15 protein-coding genes, 1 pseudogene and 1 riboswitch are annotated in these 18,842 nt (G+C 73.7%); of the genes and pseudogenes, 9 read left to right on the top strand and 7 right to left on the bottom strand.

The features are described from left to right. From ACFP1K_RS27990 to ACFP1K_RS27980, 3 genes and pseudogenes are all read right to left on the bottom strand, one after another. Positions 1-994: pseudogene (locus tag ACFP1K_RS27990) on the bottom strand (hypothetical protein); the annotation flags it as partial. Continuing rightward, entirely contained in the window at positions 991-1,863 is an 873-nt protein-coding gene (locus ACFP1K_RS27985; RefSeq protein WP_380758727.1) for a terpene synthase family protein, read from the bottom strand. The pseudogene ACFP1K_RS27990 and the gene ACFP1K_RS27985, both read right to left, overlap by 4 nt. Beyond that, the gene (locus tag ACFP1K_RS27980) at positions 1,863-3,239 is read right to left on the bottom strand and encodes a cytochrome P450 (protein WP_380758725.1); all 1,377 of its coding nucleotides are present in this window, start codon (positions 3,237-3,239) and stop codon (positions 1,863-1,865) included. Before ACFP1K_RS27980 ends, ACFP1K_RS27985 begins: the two co-directional genes overlap by 1 nt. Before the next feature lie 415 nt (positions 3,240-3,654). Here ACFP1K_RS27980 and ACFP1K_RS27975 point away from each other — a divergent pair, with 415 nt between their 5' ends. The 5 genes from ACFP1K_RS27975 to ACFP1K_RS27955 all read left to right on the top strand — a co-directional run bounded on the left by ACFP1K_RS27975 (position 3,655) and on the right by ACFP1K_RS27955 (position 8,225). Next, positions 3,655-4,494 carry a Gfo/Idh/MocA family protein gene (locus ACFP1K_RS27975; protein ID WP_380758723.1) on the top strand — a complete coding sequence of 280 codons (840 nt, stop codon included), beginning with the start codon at positions 3,655-3,657 and terminating at the stop codon, positions 4,492-4,494. Positions 4,495-4,522: 28 nt separating this feature from the next. After that, positions 4,523-4,661, top strand: a riboswitch (adenosylcobalamin (AdoCbl) riboswitch). A gap of 47 nt (positions 4,662-4,708) precedes the next feature. Then, positions 4,709-5,659, top strand: a complete 951-nt coding sequence (locus tag ACFP1K_RS27970) for an ABC transporter substrate-binding protein (protein WP_380758721.1) — start codon at positions 4,709-4,711, stop codon at positions 5,657-5,659. Positions 5,660-5,682: 23 nt separating this feature from the next. Then, positions 5,683-6,747, top strand: coding sequence for a FecCD family ABC transporter permease (locus tag ACFP1K_RS27965; RefSeq protein ID WP_380758719.1), 1,065 nt, complete (start codon positions 5,683-5,685; stop codon positions 6,745-6,747). Continuing rightward, positions 6,744-7,544 (top strand): ABC transporter ATP-binding protein, encoded by an 801-nt coding sequence (locus ACFP1K_RS27960; protein WP_380758717.1) that lies wholly within the window; start codon positions 6,744-6,746, stop codon positions 7,542-7,544. Before ACFP1K_RS27965 ends, ACFP1K_RS27960 begins: the two co-directional genes overlap by 4 nt. A gap of 39 nt (positions 7,545-7,583) precedes the next feature. Continuing rightward, positions 7,584-8,225: an adenosylcobinamide amidohydrolase gene (locus tag ACFP1K_RS27955; protein ID WP_380758715.1), complete on the top strand. Its 642-nt coding sequence runs from the start codon at positions 7,584-7,586 to the stop codon at positions 8,223-8,225. On the opposite strand, the gene ACFP1K_RS27950 is transcribed toward ACFP1K_RS27955, so the two are convergent. Both ACFP1K_RS27950 and ACFP1K_RS27945 read right to left on the bottom strand, forming a co-directional pair. Beyond that, entirely contained in the window at positions 8,222-10,054 is a 1,833-nt protein-coding gene (locus tag ACFP1K_RS27950) for a serine/threonine-protein kinase (RefSeq protein WP_380758713.1), read from the bottom strand. The two genes, ACFP1K_RS27955 and ACFP1K_RS27950, sit on opposite strands and share 4 nt — an antisense overlap. Continuing rightward, complete coding sequence (locus tag ACFP1K_RS27945; protein ID WP_380758711.1) at positions 10,051-11,736, bottom strand: hypothetical protein; 1,686 nt, start codon at positions 11,734-11,736, stop codon at positions 10,051-10,053. The genes ACFP1K_RS27950 and ACFP1K_RS27945 overlap by 4 nt, the downstream gene beginning before the upstream one ends. Positions 11,737-12,147: 411 nt before the next feature. Here ACFP1K_RS27945 and ACFP1K_RS27940 point away from each other — a divergent pair, with 411 nt between their 5' ends. From ACFP1K_RS27940 to ACFP1K_RS27930, 3 genes are read left to right on the top strand one after another with little or no spacing between them, the layout of a single operon-like run. Next, complete coding sequence (locus ACFP1K_RS27940) at positions 12,148-14,220, top strand: DUF6421 family protein (RefSeq protein ID WP_380758709.1); 2,073 nt, start codon at positions 12,148-12,150, stop codon at positions 14,218-14,220. Beyond that, complete coding sequence (locus tag ACFP1K_RS27935; RefSeq protein WP_380758707.1) at positions 14,217-14,879, top strand: SDR family oxidoreductase; 663 nt, start codon at positions 14,217-14,219, stop codon at positions 14,877-14,879. Before ACFP1K_RS27940 ends, ACFP1K_RS27935 begins: the two co-directional genes overlap by 4 nt. After that, positions 14,876-15,937, top strand: coding sequence for a threonine aldolase family protein (locus ACFP1K_RS27930; RefSeq protein ID WP_380758705.1), 1,062 nt, complete (start codon positions 14,876-14,878; stop codon positions 15,935-15,937). Before ACFP1K_RS27935 ends, ACFP1K_RS27930 begins: the two co-directional genes overlap by 4 nt. Before the next feature lie 15 nt (positions 15,938-15,952). Here the strand turns inward: ACFP1K_RS27930 and ACFP1K_RS27925 are convergent, their stop codons facing one another. Continuing rightward, complete coding sequence (locus ACFP1K_RS27925) at positions 15,953-16,609, bottom strand: DUF305 domain-containing protein (RefSeq protein WP_380758703.1); 657 nt, start codon at positions 16,607-16,609, stop codon at positions 15,953-15,955. A 126-nt stretch (positions 16,610-16,735) separates the two neighbouring features. Here ACFP1K_RS27925 and ACFP1K_RS27920 point away from each other — a divergent pair, with 126 nt between their 5' ends. Then, positions 16,736-17,494, top strand: coding sequence for a DUF3105 domain-containing protein (locus ACFP1K_RS27920; RefSeq protein ID WP_380758701.1), 759 nt, complete (start codon positions 16,736-16,738; stop codon positions 17,492-17,494). Positions 17,495-17,498: 4 nt separating this feature from the next. Here ACFP1K_RS27920 and ald read toward each other — a convergent pair whose 3' ends face one another. Continuing rightward, positions 17,499-18,614, bottom strand: coding sequence for an alanine dehydrogenase (gene ald, locus ACFP1K_RS27915; protein ID WP_380758699.1), 1,116 nt, complete (start codon positions 18,612-18,614; stop codon positions 17,499-17,501). Positions 18,615-18,842: the final 228 nt, after the last annotated feature.

Raw genomic sequence — 18,842 nt, 5'->3', positions numbered from 1 at the left:
GTTTTGGCCCAGGGGTGGCGGCGGGGGAGGCGCCTATGACGCCGGAGGGGGTGGGGTGGACGCCGGGGGCGCGGGTGGCGGCGTCGCCGGCGACCTCCAGGGCGTGCAGGAGCTTTTGGGGGACCGGCTTGCCGGACGCCAGGCGGACGCGTACGGCGGCCAGTCGTGCGCCGTCGACGCCGTCGGGGAGGGGGAGGGGGGCGACGCCGGGCGGCCCCAGCTCCCGCAGGCGCCGGTTGATCGAGGCGACCAGGGCGGGGACGATCAGCTCGATCGCCGGGGTGTCCGGCAGGGCCGGGCCGCCGAGGCGCTCCGGCTTGTCGCCGAGGCGCCACAGGGCCCGCAGTGCCCGCCGGACGGTGCCCGCCACCACCTCGGCACGGGCGCCCGCCGGGCGCGACGAGTCGGCGAGCGAGGGGGCCCGCCGCGGGCAGCCGAGCTCGGCCAGCAGCGCGTCGGTGGCGCTCAGAGTGGGAACCAGGGCGTACCGCTCGTGCGGCCCCCAGGTGCCGTCCGGCCCCTGAGTCTCGGTGAGATACGCCACCCGCTCGCAGTGCCCGGTCAGCCAGGGCGCCAGCGCCACCAGGCGCCCGGTCTCGTACACCGAAGGCGACACCTCGCCACACGGCCGCGCCAGCAGCCCGCGCACCACCTCCCGCGCCCGCGCCGCCACGTCCGCGACACCCACCCCAGGAGCCGCACGGCCGGAGCCCACCCCAGCGTCCGCGACCCCCGTGCCCATTCCAGGGACGACGTTCCCCCCGCCGGTTCCGCGGGTCGTGCGGCCGGGGTCCGTCCCGGAGGTGATGCGGCCGGGGTCCGTCCCGGAGGTGATGCGGCCGGAACCTGTCCCGGGGAACGTGCGGCGGGGGTCCGTCCCGGGGATCGTGCGGCCGGGGTCCGTCCCGGGGGTCGTGCGGCTGGAGTCCGTTTCGGGGGTCGTGCGGCCGGAGTCCACGGATAGCTCCGGGTCCGGGGTGTCGGGGCCCGTCACAGGCTTCCCCAGTAGTCGCTCAGTTTGTAGAAGCCGGCGCAGAAGTCCATCTGGCGCTCCAGGTAGTCGGCGACGCGGGGAAGGTCGGGGCGGAGCAGGGCGATCAGGTCGCGGGCGTGGGAGGCCAGGGCGGTGATGCGGCGTTCGACCTCGTCGCGGGGGACGCCCAGTAACAGGACGTTGAGGTCGTCCCATTCGACGTCGCGCTCATAGGTGCCCAGGTCGTTAAGGAGGCGGATCACGCGCTGGACCTCCTGGGCCGCATCCCGGATCCGGGTCAGGTCCCCGTCGTCCGCGGGCTCGCCGGTGTGCAGCAGGTGGGCGGTGAACGCGAAGGTGAAGCCCAGGTTGTCGGCGTTGCCGAGGTACTCGTAGAACGACGGCGCGACACCGGCGTCGCGCCAGGCGCGCTCGCGGCTCATCGCCTCCAGCATGGCGCGCAGTTCCTCCTGCCACACCGGGCCGAGCCACGAGTAGGACGGGGCCGCCGCCAGCTCGTCGCGGATGTCGGCGAGGAACCGGCTCAGCTCGTCGTCCCCGGGGGGTTCCGCGCCGCCGGAGACGGCCAGGCAGCGGCCGACGACGTGGTCCACGTCGTCGGCGGAGGTGGCCACGTAGTCCACCAGCCAGTCCAGGGCGAACGCCCACAGCGACACCTTGCAGGCCATCCGCAGCTGCTCGGCGGTGAACCAGGGACCGCTGAACGCCATCGCCATGCCGAGCGTCCCGGCCAGCCCGGCGTCGAACGGCGCGGCGGAGAACAGGCCGGGATAGGCCGCCATCCACCCCTGAAGGTCCCGCTGGCACCGTCCGGCCACCGCGCACACGGCACCGGCCTCCACCGCGGAGGTCACCGCGCGTTCCGTCATCAGGCCGCCCCGGCCGGTGCGAGGCGCAGCCGCAGCCGCACCTTGCGGGCCGGCCGCAGCAGCGCCGTCGGCGCCGGGGTGTAGGGGCCCGCACCGAGCAGCACCGGCCGGTACCTGCTGAGCAGCGCCGCGACGATGAGGGGCGCGTCCATGGTGAACAGGTGCTGCCCGAGGCACTGGTGGGCCCCGCCGCCGAACGGGAAGTAGCTGTACCGGTGGCGCCGATCGGCCCGCTCGGGCGCGAACCGCTCGGGGTCGAACTCCAGCGGCCGGTCCCAGAACTCCTCCAGCCGGTGCGTGGCGTACGGGCTGATCAGCACCATCGACCCGGCACGGATCCTGGTGCCCCCGACGACGTCGTCGCCCACGGCCATGCGGGGGAACAGCCACCCCGCCGGGTACAGGCGCATCACCTCGCGCAGCACCATCATGGTGTAGCGCAGTTCGGGGACGTGCTCGGGCCGCGCGGGCCCCGCGCCGACCACCCGGTCGACCTCGGCGCACAGGGCCGCCGCGACCTCCGGGTGTGCGTCCAGCACCGGCCACAGCCAGGTCAGGGTGGTCGCCGTGGTCTCCGAGGCCGCCGCGTAGACGCTGACCAGGTCGTCGCGCACCCGCCGCTCGTCCACGGGCCCGCCGTCCGGCGCGTGCGCCCGGCACAGCGCCGACACCACGTCGTCCCCGCCGGCGTCCGGCGCCGCGACCCTGGCGCGGATCACCGGCAGCACCACGTCGTCCACGGTGCGCACGGCGGCGAGGAACGTGCGGTCGCCGGGCATCCGGATCCCGTACGGCAGGAACGGCAGCAGCAGGCGGAACGAGACCGCCGCGTCGGCCGCGTGATAGGCGGTGATCAGGCGCTCGCTGTCCGCCCGGGAGATCGCGTTCCCGAACAGCACCCGCACCACGCTCTGGTTGACGATGGCGGCCATCTCACGGGCGGCGTCCACGGCGCGCCCGGAGCGCGCGTGCCGGTCCAGCTCGCCGACCCGCGCGTCGACCGTCGAGGCGATCGCGCCCGCCAGCGAGCTGACGTACGGGGCGGTGAACACCTGCTGGAGGATCTTGCGGCTGGACGCCCAGGTGTCCCCGTCGCCGAGGATGCCGTCGCCGAGCAGGCGGTTCAGCGGACGCCAGAACATGCCCTGGCGCGCGTAGTTCGTCCAGTTGCCGCGCAGCACGTGCTGCACGTGGTCCGGGTGGGTGACCAGGTAGGGGCGGAACGGCCCGAGCCTCAGCCGTACGACGTCTCCGCCCGCCCGGGTGGCCAGCGCGGCCAGGCCGTCGGCCGGTTCGCGGGCCAGGCGCGGCATCGCGCGGGTGAGCGTGCAGCGAACGGCGCGCCGGATCCGGGGCACGCCACTGACGACCGGCATCGATCTCCCACTTCGTTGAACCCGGTAGAGCGTCTGTGCGAACAGCGCTCCCTCGCGCACCGGGTGCCGCAAGAGTCTCGAAGAAGACAAAGCCCGCTCTTACGGCGAAAGCCACATGATGCATGGCCTATCACGATCTCTGACCTCGATCAACCCCTCTGTGTCAGAACCCGCATAAGCGCAATCGCCGAGAACCGGCCGTTTCCCGGGTGAACGGCGTGAACCACGGGACCGAATGGACCGTATGAACCCGATGAACGGCGAGCGTCGCGCTACCGTGTCCGCACGTATCCGCGAGGGCGCCGGCGCTACGGCCCATCACGTGCCCATTACGGCGGTGATGGTCTACTGTCGGCACGACATAAGCGGATATTAAGGACATTTCGGGGAACGGAGCGTCGTGGAGCCGGTTTCTGTGGGTCTGGTCGGAGCGGGACCGTGGGCGCAGGCGGTGCACGCCCCCACGCTGGCCCGGGGGCCGCACACCCGGCTGGCCGGGGTGTGGGCGCGCCGGCCGAGAGCGGCCGCCCGGCTCGGCGCCCCCGTGTACGAGCGCATCGAGGAGCTGTTCGACGCCTGCGAGGCCGTCGCCTTCTGCGTGCCGCCCGCGGTGCAGGCCGAGCTGGCCGTGCAGGCCGCCAAGGCGGGCAAGGCGCTGCTGCTGGAGAAGCCGCTCGCCGCCGACCTGGACTCCGCCCGCCGCCTGGCCGCCGCCATCGCCACGGCCGGCGTGCCGAGCCAGATGGTCCTCACCTTCCGCTACTCGGCCGCCACCCGCGCCTTCCTCGACAAGGCCCGCGTCATCGAGCCGTTCGGCGGCCACGCCGTCAACGTCTCCGGCGCCCTGCACACCATCGAGTCACCGTGGCGCCGCGAGCGCGGGGCCATCCTCGACGTGGGCCCCCACATGATCGACATGCTGGACGCCGCCCTCGGCCGGGTGGTCGCCGTCCGCGCCCACGGCCACCCCCTCGGCTGGGTGGGGCTCCTGCTCGACCACGAGACCGGCGCCGTGAGCGAGGCGTCCCTCTCCATGGCCGCCCAGGTGGACCGCGGCTCCTCCCACGTGGCCGTCTTCGGCCGCCACGGCACCGAGACCCTGGACGGCGGCAACCTCGGCTACGACGTCTTCCCCGAGATGGTCGCCGACTTCGCCGCCACCGTCCGCACGCACCGGCTCGACCACCCGCTGAACGCCTGGCACGGCCTCCACCTGCAGGAGCTCATCACCAGCGCCGAGGCCCAGCTCACCTGACCTGGGCCTCCTCCGCCGGGGTTGGTACGGTTTCGGGGAACGCGTGGGGCACAGCGAAGTCCGGTGCGACTCCGGCGCTGTCCCGCAACTGTGAGGCCTCCGGGCCGAGCCAGGTCGCCTGTGCGCCACGCCGACGCAGTCAACCCTCGTGGAAAAGGGTGATCCGTCGCCCGCGCCGGGTCCTCGAGTTCCGCGGTGAGCAGAGGAGCCCCACGTGAGGCCATTTCGCACGGCCGTGGCGGGCGTGTCCCTTGGCGCGCTGGCCCTGGCCGGATGCGGCCAGGGCGACGGCGCCGCCGCCCCCGCCTCCCCCGGCACCGCCTCGCCGTCCGCGTCCGCCCCGGCCGCGGGCTTCCCGGTGACCGTGCAGGCGGGCAACGGCGCGGTCACCGTGCCCGCCAGGCCGGCGCGCATCGTCTCGCTGTCCCCGAGCGCGACGGAAGGGCTGTTCGCCATCGGCGCCGGACCCCAGGTGGTCGCGGTGGACGACCAGTCGACCTATCCAGCGGACGCCCCCAAGACGGACCTGTCGGGCTTCAAGCCGAACGCCGAGGCGATCGTCGCCGAGAAGCCCGACCTGGTGGTGCTGGCCAACGACACCGGCGGCATCGTCGCGGCCCTCACCAAGGTCGGCGTCCCGGTGCTGCTCGAACCGGCGGCGGCGAAGCTCGCGGACAGCTACGACCAGATCACCGACCTCGGCGCCGCCACGGGGAACGCCGCCAAGGCGGGCGAGGTGGTCACCGGCATGCGGCAGCGCATCGAACGGCTGACCGCCGCGCCCCGGGACGCGAAGCTCAGCTTCTACCACGAGCTGGACAGCACGCCGTACTCGGTGACCTCGGACACCTTCATCGGGCAGATCTACGGCCTGTTCGGGCTGACCAACATCGCCGACGAGGCCCCCGACCCGGCGGGCGGCTACCCCAAGCTGTCCGGCGAGTTCGTGGTGAAGGCCGACCCCGACCTGATCTTCCTGGCGGACACCAAGTGCTGCGCCCAGTCCAAGGAGACCCTGGCGAAGCGCCCCGGCTGGTCCGGCCTGTCCGCCATCGCCAAGGACCAGGTGGTCCTCCTGGACGACGACATCGCCTCCCGCTGGGGCCCGCGCGTCGCCGACCTGGTCGAGACGGTCGGCGCGGCCGTCGAGAAGGCCGCCACCTGAACCCGGCCCACGGAGCCGCACCCGTGACCGGACCGGCTCCCCCCGCACCCGCCAAGGCCGCCGCGCCGCGGCCCGTGTGGGTGCGGCCGGTCGCGTACGCCGTCACGGCGGCCGGGCTGGCGGCGTGCGTGGTGGCCGGGCTGGTCGCCGGGGCCGCGGGGATCCCGGTGCGGGGCGTGCTGCTGGCGCTGGTGGACCGGCTGCCGTTCGTGTCCGCGGACTCGGGCCTGTCGCCGGTCGAGTACGGGCTGCTGTTCCAGCTCCGGCTGCCCCGCGTGGTGCTGGCCGCCGTCGTCGGCGGGCTGCTCGCCATGGCGGGGGCGGGGTACCAGGGGGTGTTCCGCAACCCGCTGGCCGATCCGTACCTGCTGGGGGCGGCGGCGGGGGCCGGGTTCACCGCCACGCTGGTGATCGTGATCGTCCAGGTGGAGTCCCTGGTGCCCCTGGCGGCGTTCGGCGGCGCGGTCGGCGGGGTGCTGCTGGCGTACGGCCTCGGGCGCACGGCCGGGCGGGACGGCGGCGGGACGGCGACGCTGCTGCTCGCGGGCATCGCGGTGGCGTCGTTCCTGTCCGCGCTGCAGGCCTTCGTGCAGCAGGTCGAGGTCGACCGGCTGCAGCGGATCTACTCCTGGATCCTCGGCGGCATCGGCGCCGACTGGTCGCAGGTCTGGCTGATCGCGCCGTACGCCGTGGTGTCGGCCGTCGTGCTGCTCGCGCACGGCCGCGTCCTCGACGTGCTGTCCGTCGGCGACGACGAGGCGTCCGGGCTCGGGGTGAACGCCGGCCGGGCCCGGCTGGTGATCCTGTGCGCCGCGTCCCTGGCGACCGCGTCGGCGGTCGCGGTCGGCGGCCTGATCGGGTTCGTCGGGGTGGTCGTCCCGCACGCCGTGCGGCGCCTCGCGGGCGGCTCGTACCGCGTGGTGCTGCCGCTGTCCCTGCTGGCGGGGGCGGCGTTCCTGGTCCTCGCCGACCTGGTGGCCCGCACCGCGCTCGCCCCCGCCGAGCTGCCCATCGGCGTGGTCACCGCGTTCATCGGCGCGCCCTTCTTCGTCGCCGTCCTGCGCGCCACCCGGCAGGCCGAGACGTGACCGGCGGCGTCGTCGTGCGGGACCTGTCGGCCGACCTCGGCGGGCGGCCGGTGCTGTCGGAGGTCGCGCTGACCGTCGCGCCCGGCGAGTGGCTCGCCGTCATCGGGCCGAACGGCGCCGGCAAGACCACCCTGCTGCGCGCGATGAGCGGCCTGCTGGCGGCGCGCGGCGAGGTGCTGGTGGACGGCACCCCGGTGCGCGGCCTGCCGCCGCGCCGCCGCGCCAGGCTGATGGCGTACGCGCCGCAGACCCCGGTGCTCCCGCCGGGCCTGACGGTGTACGAGTACGCCCTGCTCGGCCGCACCCCCTACATCGCCTACCTCGGCAGGGAGGGCCCCCGGGACCGGGAGGTCACCTGGTCGGTCCTGGAACGGCTCGACCTGGCCGGCCTCGCGGCCCGGCCGCTCGGGCAGCTGTCCGGGGGCGAGCGGCAGCGGGTGGTGCTGGCCCGCGCGCTGGTGCAGCAGGCCCCGGTGCTGCTGCTGGACGAGCCCACCACCGCGCTCGACCTCGGCCACCAGCAGCACGTGCTGGAGCTGGTGGACCGGCTCAGGCTCGCCGACGGGCTCACGGTGGTGACCACGATCCACGACGTCGGCCTGGCCGGGCAGTACGCCGACTCGATGCTGCTGCTCGCGGGCGGGAGGCCGGTCGCGTCCGGGCCCGCGGCGCGGGTGCTGACCGAGCCGCTGCTGTCCCGGCACTTCGCCGCCAGGGTCGCGGTCACCCCCGGCGCCGACGGGCGCCCCCAGGTCAGCCTCGTCCGCCCCGCTCACTCCCCGGGGCCGGTGAGCTGAGCCGGTAGGCTTCCGGGTCCCCCGACGCGAGGAGAGCCGATGTTGTCGCTGAGCCACCGGCACGAGGACGGCGCGCGGCTGGCCTCGCTGCTGTGGCGGTTCGGGCCCGGGTGGCGCATGATCTCCTCCGCCGTGCTGGGCGGCGGCATCGGTCCCGCCGAGTGGGTGCTCAACGCCCAGGTGGACGCCGGGTACTCCCGGACCGACCCGGTGGAGCACCTGCGGGAGATGGCGCCGCCCGGCCCCGGCGTAGGCATGCTGACCGCGGCGTCGGTCGGCCGTCACACCCGCGCCGCCGACCACGGCGCCGAGGCGGTCGCCACGGTCGGCCTGCGCGTCCCCACCTGGGCCGCCGCCCCCGAGGGCGCCGCGGACCCCGAGCTGCGCCCCCCGTCGCCGCGCCCCGGGACGATCAACATCATCGTGGCCGTCCCGGTGGCGATGAGCGACGCCGCCCTGGTCAACGCGGTGATGACCGTGACCGAGGCCAAGACCCAGGCCCTGATCGAAGCCGGGTACGCCTGCACGGGCACCGCCTCGGACGCCGTCTGCGTGGCCGTCCCCGTCCACGGGCCCCCGGAGCCGTTCGGCGGGCCCCGGTCGGTGTGGGGCGCCCGCGTCGCCCGCGCCGTCCACGCGGCGGTGCTGGACGGGGCCCGCGCCTGGGCGCGGGGACCCTAGGTGAACGCCACCGTGCCGATCAGGTGGTCCATCGCGGTCGCGCTGCACCGGGCCGGCGGGCAGAAGAAGGCGATCAGGACGACCGGCTGCCCCTGGCCCCGGCTGACGATGTAGACCACCAGGTCCAGGCGGCCCTGCTGCGCCGGGTCGTTGACCACGCCGGTCAGCTTGAACGCCGGGCGCCCGGCCACCGTGGCGGTGGACGGCGCCGAGGCGAAGTCCGCCGGGCCGGGCAGCACGAAGCTCAGGCTGCGCTTCAGCTCCTCCGGCGAGTCCGAGGTGGTGATCGTGTCGCTGACCCGGGCGAAGACGCCGGTCGCCTGGTCCGGGGTGGTGGCCAGCAGCTGGTTCACGGCGGACCAGTCCGAGGCGATGGGCACCGAGAACAGCGTGTCGAACTGCGCCGCGGCGGGGGAGGCCACGACGTACTCGTCGGCGTGCGTGACGGCCGACCACCCGCCCGGGTACTGGAACGTGAACGGCGCGGCCGTCGTCCCCGGGTAGGTCTTGTCCTTGGTGGCCAGCGGCGAGGTCCCCTGCCCGAACAGGAGCGTGGCGGCGACGGCCAGGGCCACCACCACGGCCCCGCCCCCGACGAGCAGCGCGACGTGCGGGCGCCGCTTCCTGCGCGCGGGCTCGGAGCCCGGACGGGTCAGCGATCCCCGTTCGTCCCTGCCGCCGTAGCCGGCCGGGGAGTTGTATCCCTCGTGCTGGACGGCGGCGCCCTGCTGCCCGTGGGGCCTGAGCTCGCCGTGCCCCTGCTGCCGCGGGCCGCTCTGGGAGCCGTAGGCCTCCTGGTTCCCGTACGCCTGAGCCCCTTGGCCCCCGTACGCCTGAGCCATGTGCGGCTCCTGCTGCCTCTGTTGTCCCTGCTGTCCCTGCGCCTCGTGGTGCCTCTGGCCCCCTTGGGAGTTCTGCGGGGAGTTCCAGGCCGGGCGGCCCTCCGGCGGGCTGAGGGCCTCGTCCTCGCCGCTGATCGCGTCGCGCAGCGCGGTGACGAACTCCCCGCAGGTGCCGAACCGCTCGGCGGGCGTCTTGGCCAGCGCACGGGCCATGACCCGGTTGACGGCGTGCGGCAGGTCGGGCCGGTACGGCGTCAGCGGCGGCGGGTCGTGCGAGACGTGCGCGTACAGCAGCGCCAGCTCGGTCTCCCGCTGGAACGGCGGCTGCCCGGCCAGCGTCTCGTACACCACGCAGGCGAACGCGTACAGGTCGCTGCGCCCGTCCACGGCCAGGCCGCGGATCTGCTCGGGGGCGACGTACCGCGGCGTGCCCATGAAGTGGCCGTGGCTGGTCAGCCCCGCCTCGGAGAAGGTGCTCTTGGTCAGCCCGAAGTCGGTCAGGTAGATGTGCTCGGGGTCGCGGTCGGACCCCTCGGTGACCAGGATGTTCGCCGGTTTGACGTCCCGGTGCACCAGGCCCTGCTGGTGGGCGGCGTCCAGCGCCGAGGCGATCTGGGTGAACAGCCGGTACGCGCGGGCCACTGGCAGCGGCCCCGCGGACTGGATCACCTTGCGCAGGTCGGCGCCCTCGACGTACCGCATCGCGATGAACAGCAGGTCGTCGCGCTCGCCCGCCTCGTAGATCGGGATGATGTTGGGGTGGTCGACGGCCGCCACCAGCCGCGACTCCCGCACGAACCGCTCACGAAAGCGCGGGTCCTGCGACAGCTGCGGCGCCAGCACCTTCAGCGCCACCGCGCGGCCGAGCCGCCGGTCCCTGGCCCGGTACACCGTGGCCATCCCCCCGCGCCCGACCACCGCCTCCACCTGGTAGTCGGCGATCTGCGCCCCGACCAGCGGCGGCATCGGAAACCCCTCTTCGCTCATCGCTCCACCGCATGCCCGCAGAAGCCGCAGAACCGATGCGCCTTACCGAGCCGCATCCCGCACTGCGTACAGAACTGAACCTGCCCGCCGGAGGCCCCCGGCCCGGAGCTTCCCGCCCCGGAGGCTCCTGAGGCTCCCGCCCCGGACGGCGGCGCGTCCGCCGCTCCGCTGCCAGGTGCCCCCGGACCGGCCACCCAGGTACCCGGCGGCCTCGATGAAGAGCCTCCCGGCGAGGGCCCTCCTGGCGAAGACCCTCCCGGTGAGGGCCCTCCCGCCGCGGACGCTCCCGCGCCGGAGTCCTCCGCGCGGGCGGCACCCGCGGCACCCGCCTCCGGGCCGCCCGCTCCGGACGCAGGTGGCGCGCCCGGCGCACGCCCGGCCGGGAGCGGTGCCCCCGGCCCGCCCGGGAACGGCGCCCCGGATCCGCCGGGGGCGGACTCGGAGGGTTTGCCGGTCGGGGCGTTGCCCCCCTGGGAACGGGGCGGGTAGGAGCCGCCGCTGGTGACGGCGGGGAACTCCACGGTGCGGCCGCCCTGGGGAGGCCAGGTGGCGGCGGCGCCGATGGGTTCGAGCGGGGACCGGTCCGGTGGGGCCATGGCCCGGCGACGGCGGCGGCGGACGGTCAGCGGGACGGCCACGGCGACCAGGGCGGCGGCGAGCACCACGCCGCCCGCCGCGAGTGCCAGCGGTGAGAGGGTGGCGCGGCCGGGGGCCGGGACGCCGGCGGCGGCGGTACCCGTGCGGGACGGCGTGGGGACGGCGGCGCGGTTGGCACGGGCGAAGCGCAGGTGGTCCTGGGCCACGGCGTGGTCGGGGCGCAGCCTCAGCACCTGCTCCAGCACGGGGATCGCGTTGCCGAAGAACTTGTTGTGGTAGGGCGCCAGCGCGGTCTCGTAGACCACGTCCACCGGGCCCCGCCGGGCGGTGAGGTTCGCCGCGACCAGCGCCGTCCGGATGTCGTCCACGGGGGTGAGGGTCAGCGCCGACCCGTTCCCCCCGGCGAGCAGCCCGATCACCTCGCTCCTGCCGTCGTCGATCACCGCGCCGCCCTGGCCGTCGGCGATCAGGAAGTCTTCGAGCTTGGCCCGCTCGGACGCCTTGAACGTCCGTCCTCCGGGTGGGTCCAGGTGCGCGGTCGCCACCTTGGGCGGCGCCTTGGCGTTCGGCCGGGCGGGCAGCCCGATGACGTCCACTGACTCGATGCCGCTGCCCAGCGACGTGCCGAGCGGCACGGTGGGAAGCGTGGCGTCCTCGCCGCCCTTGGTGAGCTTGAGCACGGCCGGCGCTCCGGCGGAGGCCCCGGTGTGCAGCAGGTCGGCGGGGTAGCCCTCCGGCGCGGGCGGGTCGGCGTACGGGAACACGGTGACCTTGGTGGTGGCCGTGGCGATGCAGGTGGAGTTCTGCCCCTGCGGCGGGTAACAGGCCTGGAGCCGCCGGTTGAGCCCGGCGTCCTTCAGCGTGTGCCGGGAGAAGTCGGCGGGGATCTTGACGTTGAAGTATTCGGCGAACGCCCGGTTGGCGGCGTACACGGCCGGATCCTTGCCGGACTGCACGACGCCGGTCGCGGTGACGACCACCCCCTCGGGCGCCACCACGAAGCCGCTCCCGGTGCCCACCGGGGCGTCGTACTCGCGAACCACCTGCTGGATGACCCCCCGGTCGTCGAACAGGTTGATCGTCACATGTGAACGCGCCTCGACCCGGACCGTTCCAGGTGTTACGCGATCGGTTGATCCGCTGGGGTGGGGATGCATGCCGAGGGTGAGCGATCCGAGAGCGCTTAACCCCGCGACGAGATGGTACAGGCGGGGCATCTCCGCCTCCTGTTCCCGATCAGTGTGCTTTCCCAGCGTCGCAGCGTGACCGGCCCCGTACAACCCATATCGGGCCGACGTCACGGACTTGCAATCGGTCGTTGAGCGGTCTGCGACCGGCGCGGCCGGTCCGCGCCGCGCGGCGGGCGGCGCGATTCCCCGTCCCCGAGGGCTTTGGCCGGATGAGTTCCCGGACCACCTCGGCTCTTGTGTATATTTTTCGTATATATCCGAGGTGGACCGAAGATTTTCTGTACGCAGGAACGGAGGGGTACGACGATGACGGCTTTCCCGCGGGTGCTGTTCGACGAAGCGCACAGCGAGTCGTGGACGATCCGCCGTGAGGTCGCCGAGGCCATCAATCCGGCGCACCCCGACGACAACAGCTACGCCCGCGCCGCAGGCGTCCTGCGACGCCTCGGGCACACCGTCGCCGCGCACACCGAGGGCCCCCTCACCGCCGCCCTGCTCGCCGCGCACGACGCCTTCGTCGTCGCCCACCCGGCCGGCGCCCGCTGGGAGCGCACCACCGGGCAGGGCAGCCCGGCCTTCCCCGCCGAGGAGATCGACGCCGTCGAGCGGTACGTCGCGGACGGCGGCGGCCTGATCGTGCTGGCCGAGTGCGAGCAGGACAAGTACGGCAACAACCTGGACGAGCTGCTCGCCAGGTTCGGCGTCGGCGTCGAGCACCTCACCGTGCAGGACCCCGCCTCCTGCCTCAACGGCGTGGCCACCTGGGTGCTCGGCACCCCGGCCGGCGCCACCGGCCCGGCTGGCGAGGACCTGACGGCGGGTGCCCGCGAGGCGTGCTTCTACCGCGCCGGCGTGCTCACCGCCCCCGGGGACGCCACCGTGCTGTTCCGCACCTCGCCCGCCGCCGACCCCGCCGGCCGTCCCCTGGCCGTCGCGCTGCGGCACGGCCGCGGCCGGGTGGTCGTCTTCGCCGACTCCGACCTGTTCGGCGACGACTCCATCGGCGACCTGCGGCACGAGCGCCTGTGGGCCAACGTCGTCACCTGGGCCGCCCGGGTCCCCGAGGGCGGCGCCGCCGCGCGCCGCGACGACGACCCGGACTTCGCCGCCCTTGCCGCCGCCGTCGAGGAACTGCGCCCCCTCACCGCCAAGGACGGCTCCATCGAGGACGCCCTGGCCGCCGAGCCGATCCTGGACCGCGTCCTCGCCGGGGTGGAGCGGCTGGCGCCGCGCTTCCCGCACGACGCCGAGTACCTCGCCGCCGTCCGGACCGACCTGCGCAAGTGGCAGGCGGGCGGCTTCGGCGTGCCCGACTTCCTGGACTCGCTGAACGCCTTCCACCCCGACGAGCAGCGGCAGGACGGGCTGGAGCACCTGGTGGTGTTCCCGATGTACACCCAGAACGGCAACCCCGCACGCAACCTCGAAGCCGTCTGGATCCGCACCGTGTGGCCCGACTGGCTGGCCGCCCTGGAGCGGGACCGCTACGACAACCCCATGTTCGTGCCGATCGCCTTCTCCGGCTTCACCGCCGGATACGACACCAACTCGGCCGTGCTGTTCCCCGAGACGGTCGCCGTCCGGGAGACCCCGCCGCGGTTCACCTGGGGCGCGATCTTCTGCGACCGCGAGGCCGCCAGGTTCCGCGGCGTCAGCCGCGCCGCCGCCGAGACCCTCAAGCTGGCGCTGCCCCCGGACGCCGCCCGGCTGCTGGACAGCCAGGACCTGGCGCAGGACACCTTCGTGCTGTGGGACCTGGTGCACGACCGCACCCACAGCCACGGCGACCTGCCGTTCGACCCCTTCATGATCAAGCAGCGCATGCCGTACTGGCTGTACTCGCTGGAGGAGCTGCGCTGCGACCTCACCGCCTTCGGCGAGGCGGTCGCCCTGGAGGCCGAGGGCGTGCCCCAGGCCCGCTACGTGCAGTACGCGATCCTCTTCGACCGGCTGTTCCGTTTCCCGATCACCGGTGAGCGGGTGCGCAACTACGACGGCCTCGGCGGCCAGCTGCTGTTCGCCTACCTGCACCGCAACGACGTGGTCCGGTGGACCGACAACCGGCTCAGCGTCGACTGGGACCGCGTCGCGCCCTGCGTCGCCGACCTGCGCGGCGAGGTCGAGAAGCTGTACCGCGACGGCATCGACCGCTCCAAGCTGGCCCACTGGCTGGCCGCGCACCACCTGGTGGCCTCCTACGTCGCGCCGCACCCGGCGTCGGTGTGGGCCAGGGGCGCGCAGGCGCTGCCGGTGGACGGCTTCCCCAAGGCCGTGGTGGACGCGGTGCTGCCGGACGAGTTCCCGCTGAGCATGTTCTACGAGGCCCTGCGCCGTAAGCTGTCCGCCGTGATCGAGGCGACGAAGGGAATCCGTCCATGAGCAGCCAGCCCCGTGTCGTCGTCGTCGCCGGGGCCGGCGGCCCCACCGGCCAGGCCGTCACCGGGCGCCTGGCGGCGCGCGGCGACATCGTGATCGGCGTCGGCAGGCACGCCGCCGAGGGGGTCGAGGCCGTCGACCTGACCGACCTCGCGGCCGTGCGCGAGCTGGCCGCGCGGGTCGAGCGGGAGCACGGCCGGGTGGACGGCGTCGTCCACCTGGTCGGCGGGTGGCGCGGGTCCAAGACCTTCGCCGAGACCGACCTCGCCGACTGGGACGCCCTGCACACCCAGCTGATCCGCACCCTCCAGCACGTCACGCTGGCCTTCGAGCCGCTGCTGCGCCGCAGCGCCGAGGGCAGGTTCGCGATCGTCTCCGCCAAGGCCGCGCAGGCGCCCACCCAGGGCGGCGCCGCGTACTCCGCCGCCAAGGCCGCCGCCGAGGCGTGGACGCTCGCCCTGGCCGACGCGCTGCGCGGCACCTCCGCCGCCGCGACCATCCTGGTGGTGAAGGCCCTGGTCAACGACGCCATGCGCGCCGCGAGCCCGGAGCGCTCCTTCCCCGGCTTCACCGACGTGACCGACCTCGGCGACGCCGTGGCCGGGCTGTGGGACCGCCCGGCGAGCGAGATCAACGGCGAACGATTGGACCTGACGCCATGACCGACGCCCGGCGACGCCACGACCCCCGGGTGCGCTGGTTCGCCAGCGACAACTACGCGGGCGCGCACCCGGAGATCCTCGAGGCGGTGGCCCTCGCCAACGGCGGCCACCAGGTCGCGTACGGCGAGGACGTCTACACCGAGGCGCTCGGCGACGTCTTCCGCCGCCACTTCGGCGACGGCGCCGAGGCGTGGCCGGTGTTCAACGGCACCGGCGCCAACGTCGTCGCCCTGCGCTCCATGACCGCCTCCTGGGAGGCCGTCGTCTGCGCGTACTCCTCCCACCTCAACACCGACGAGGGCGGCGCCCCCGAGGTGAGCGGCGGCATCAAGCTGCGCATGGTGAACACCCCCGACGGCAAGCTGACCCCGGAGCTGATCGACCAGGAGGCGTGGGGCTTCGGCGACGAGCACCGGGCCCAGCCGCGGGTGGTGTCCATCTCGCAGAGCACCGAGCTCGGCTCGCTGTACACCCCCGAGCAGATCGCCGCGGTCACCGCGCACGCCCACGAGCTCGGCATGCTCGTCCACCTGGACGGCTCCCGGCTGGCCAACGCCGCCGCGGCGCTGGACCTGCCGCTGCGGGCGCTCACCACCGACGTCGGGGTGGACGTGCTGTCGTTCGGCGGCACCAAGAGCGGGCTGATGTTCGGCGAGGCGATCGTCGTGCTGAACCGCGAGGCCGTGCGCGGCATGATCTACCTGCGCAAGAGCTCGATGCAGCTGGCGTCCAAGATGAGGTTCGTCTCGGCGCAGTTCGAGGCCCTGCTGGCCGGCGATCTCTGGCTGCGCAACGCCCGGCAGGCCAACGCCATGGCCGCCCGGCTCGCCGAGGCCGTGCGCGGCATCCCCGGCGTCACCCTGACCCGGCCGGTGCAGGCCAACGCGGTGTTCGCCATCCTGCCGCGCGACGTCGCCGAGCGGGTACGCAAGCGGTTCCGGTTCTACATCTGGGACGAGGCCACCGGCGAGGTGCGCTGGATGACGTCCTTCGACACCACCGAGGCCGACGTCGAGGCGTTCGCCGCCGCCGTCGCCGAGGAGGTCGCGGCGAGCTGACCCGGGGCTCCCCGGCTATCCGGTGGAGAGCGGCGGGTAGGGCTTGGCGCCGCGCGCGGTGAGCATCTCGGTCATGAGCTGGATCTCGCTGTCCTGGGTGTCCACGATGTGCTGGGCCATCGTGCGGACCTCCGGACGGTCCGACAGCTTCAGCAGCCCCTTGGCCATGTCCACCCCGCCCTGGTGGTGGCGGATCATCAGCTGCAGGAAAAGGATCTCGCCGTCCTTGCCCTTGGCGGCCTTCAGGCGGTCCATCTCCGCGTCGGTCGCCATGCCCGGCATCAGCGTCACCCCGCCGCCGGGCTGAGCGGACGCCGTGGGCGCCGCGGCGTGCCCACCGTGCCCGGCCATCCAGGCCATCGGGGGACGGCTGCCCGCCTGGGTCAGGTCCCACTGCTGCAGCCACCCCATGAACACGCCGCGCTGCGCCGTCTGCGTGGTGATGATGTCGTACGCCAGGTTGCGCACCGCCGCGTCGCCGCTCGCGTCCCGCACCGCGAATCCCATCTCGGCCGCCTGCGCGTGGTGCACCGCCATGTCCCGGGCGAAGCCCGCCTCCGGCGAGTCGTCACCGGGCGGCGCCGAGCCGCGGGTGACGAACAGCGTGGCCACGACGGCCAGGGCGCAGGCCACCAGCACGACCAGGATCAGACGGGTCCGTGAAACATTCATGGCAGAGAGAGTCCAGAGATGGGATGACCGGGGCGATAGACGCGAACCTTATTACGTACCCACTATCCTCCACATAAGCCAGGCAGCTTGAGCAAACGAAACCTGACGCGGTGGTGGAGGATCACGATGGCCAAGGAGAGGACGCAGGCTCGGCGGGACCAGCTCGCCCAGTTGCGCGCCGCACAGAAGCGGAAGGAGCGGCGCACCGCGATGCTCATGTGGGGGAGCGGGGCCTTCGTCATCGTGCTGCTGGTAGGCCTGGTCGGCTACTACGTGATCAATGAGCGCGCCCGCTCGTCCCTGGACGGCGTCAGCAGCTACACCTACAAGGGCGCCGGGCACGTCGCCTCGAAGGTGACGTACAAGGAGAACCCGCCGGTCGGCGGGCAGCACAACCCCTCGTGGCAGCTGTGCCAGGTCTACGACGTGCCGATCAACAGCGAGAACGCGGTGCACTCCATGGAGCACGGCGCCGTGTGGATCACCTACCGGCCCGACCTGCCGAAGGCCGAGGTGGAGAAGCTCAAGGCCCTGGTCACCACCGACTACATCCTGCTGAGCCCCTACCCGGGCCTGCCCTCGCCGGTCGTGGTCAGCTCGTGGAACCACCAGCTCAAGCTCAACAGCGCCGACGACCCGCGCCTGCCGAAGTACATCACCAAGTACAAGCAGAACCCGTCCACCACCCCGGAGTACGGCGCCACCTGCAGCGGCCAGGGCAGCACCGACCAGCCCGCCTCGGCGAACCCGCTGCCCACCTCGGTGCCCACCCCCGCGCCGAGCGCCACCGGTACGGCTCCCGTGCCCGACGGTTCCGCGACGGCCCCCGCGCCCGACGGCTCGGCCTCGGCCTCGCCCGCGGCGAGCGCCACGCCGAGTTCCTGAGCCTTCAGCCGAGCAGTTGCTCCGGATCCACCGCCTCGATGCCATGTGCCTGGCCGACGGGGCGGTTGGTGAGCCGGCCCGCGTGCGTGTTCAGCCCGCGGGCCAGCGCCGGATCCTCGGCCAGCGCCGTCCGCCATCCCTTGTCGGCGATGGCGGTGGCGTAGGGCAGCGTGACGTTGGTCAGCGCGTACGTCGAGGTGTGCGGCACCGCGCCGGGCATGTTGGCCACGCAGTAGAACACCGACTCGTGCACCCGGTACGTCGGGTGGGCGTGCGTGGTCGGGCGGGAGTCCTCGAACGCGCCGCCCTGGTCGATCGAGATGTCCACCAGCACCGAGCCCTCCTTCATCCGGGAGACCAGCTCGTTGGAGATCAGCTTGGGGGCCTTGGCCCCCGGGACCAGCACCGCGCCGATCACCAGGTCGGCGTCCAGCACCGCCCGCTCGATCTCGTAGGCGTTGGACGCGACGGTGAGCAGATGGCCCCGGTAGATCGTGTCCGCCTGGCGCAGCCTGTCGATGTTCATGTCCAGGATCAGCACCTCGGCCTGCATGCCGAGCGCGATGGCGGCGGCGTTCATGCCCGACACCCCGGCGCCGAGCACGACCACCTTGGCCGGGTACACCCCGGACACCCCGCCCATCAGCACGCCCCGGCCGCCGCCCTGCCGCATCAGGTGGTAGGCGCCGACCTGCGGGGCGAGACGGCCCGCCACCTCCGACATCGGGGCCAGCAGCGGGAGCGCCCCGGTCGGCGCCTGCACGGTCTCGTAGGCGATGCCGGTGACGCCCGCCTCCAGCATGGCCATGGTGAGCTTGCTGGACGCGGCCAGGTGGAGGTACGTGAACAGCACCTGGCCCTGGCGCATCAGGTGGTACTCCGAGGAGATCGGCTCCTTGACCTTCAGGACGAGGTCTCCCTCGCGCCACACCTCCTCGGCCGAGCCGGCGATGACCGCGCCCGCCCGGACGAACTGATCGTCCGGGATCGAGGACCCGGCGCCCGCGCCGCGCTCCACCAGCACCTCGTGGCCGCGCGAGGTGAACTCGTGCGCGCCCGCCGGGGTGAGGGCGACCCGGTACTCGTTGTCCTTCACTTCTCGGGGTACTCCGACCTTCATGGGATTCCCTCCATCGACCCTGTCCGGCGGGCATCCCCCCGCCGTGCTCGCCCGCGGCCCGCATGGGGCGGCGGCGTACCGGCCCTGGCGGGGGTGACGAGGCGTCGGCCGGGCCCTGTTACCACTCTGCGTTCCCAGAAAAACCCGGGACATGGATCAAGTTGCCGGGAATTAACCCCAGAACGGCGGAAATTTCCGGGACATCTTCCGTCAGGCGGCCACCTGCCC

It is taken from the genome of Sphaerisporangium aureirubrum (assembly GCF_042658925.1).
Classification (GTDB): Bacteria; Actinomycetota; Actinomycetes; order Streptosporangiales; family Streptosporangiaceae; genus Sphaerisporangium; species Sphaerisporangium aureirubrum.
Note: the sequence above shows the minus strand (reverse complement) of the source record. Positions and strands in the feature narration are given on the sequence as shown.

Coding starts and splice junctions, on each gene's coding strand:
- ACFP1K_RS27950 (WP_380758713.1), bottom strand. CDS start 10,054: ATGAGCGAAGAGGGGTTTCCGATGCCGCCGCTGGTCGGGGCGCAGATC.
- ACFP1K_RS27985 (WP_380758727.1), bottom strand. CDS start 1,863: ATGACGGAACGCGCGGTGACCTCCGCGGTGGAGGCCGGTGCCGTGTGC.
- ACFP1K_RS27920 (WP_380758701.1), top strand. CDS start 16,736: ATGGCCAAGGAGAGGACGCAGGCTCGGCGGGACCAGCTCGCCCAGTTG.
- ACFP1K_RS27925 (WP_380758703.1), bottom strand. CDS start 16,609: ATGAATGTTTCACGGACCCGTCTGATCCTGGTCGTGCTGGTGGCCTGC.
- ACFP1K_RS27940 (WP_380758709.1), top strand. CDS start 12,148: ATGACGGCTTTCCCGCGGGTGCTGTTCGACGAAGCGCACAGCGAGTCG.
- ACFP1K_RS27980 (WP_380758725.1), bottom strand. CDS start 3,239: ATGCCGGTCGTCAGTGGCGTGCCCCGGATCCGGCGCGCCGTTCGCTGC.
- ACFP1K_RS27955 (WP_380758715.1), top strand. CDS start 7,584: ATGTTGTCGCTGAGCCACCGGCACGAGGACGGCGCGCGGCTGGCCTCG.
- ACFP1K_RS27930 (WP_380758705.1), top strand. CDS start 14,876: ATGACCGACGCCCGGCGACGCCACGACCCCCGGGTGCGCTGGTTCGCC.
- ACFP1K_RS27935 (WP_380758707.1), top strand. CDS start 14,217: ATGAGCAGCCAGCCCCGTGTCGTCGTCGTCGCCGGGGCCGGCGGCCCC.
- ald (WP_380758699.1), bottom strand. CDS start 18,614: ATGAAGGTCGGAGTACCCCGAGAAGTGAAGGACAACGAGTACCGGGTC.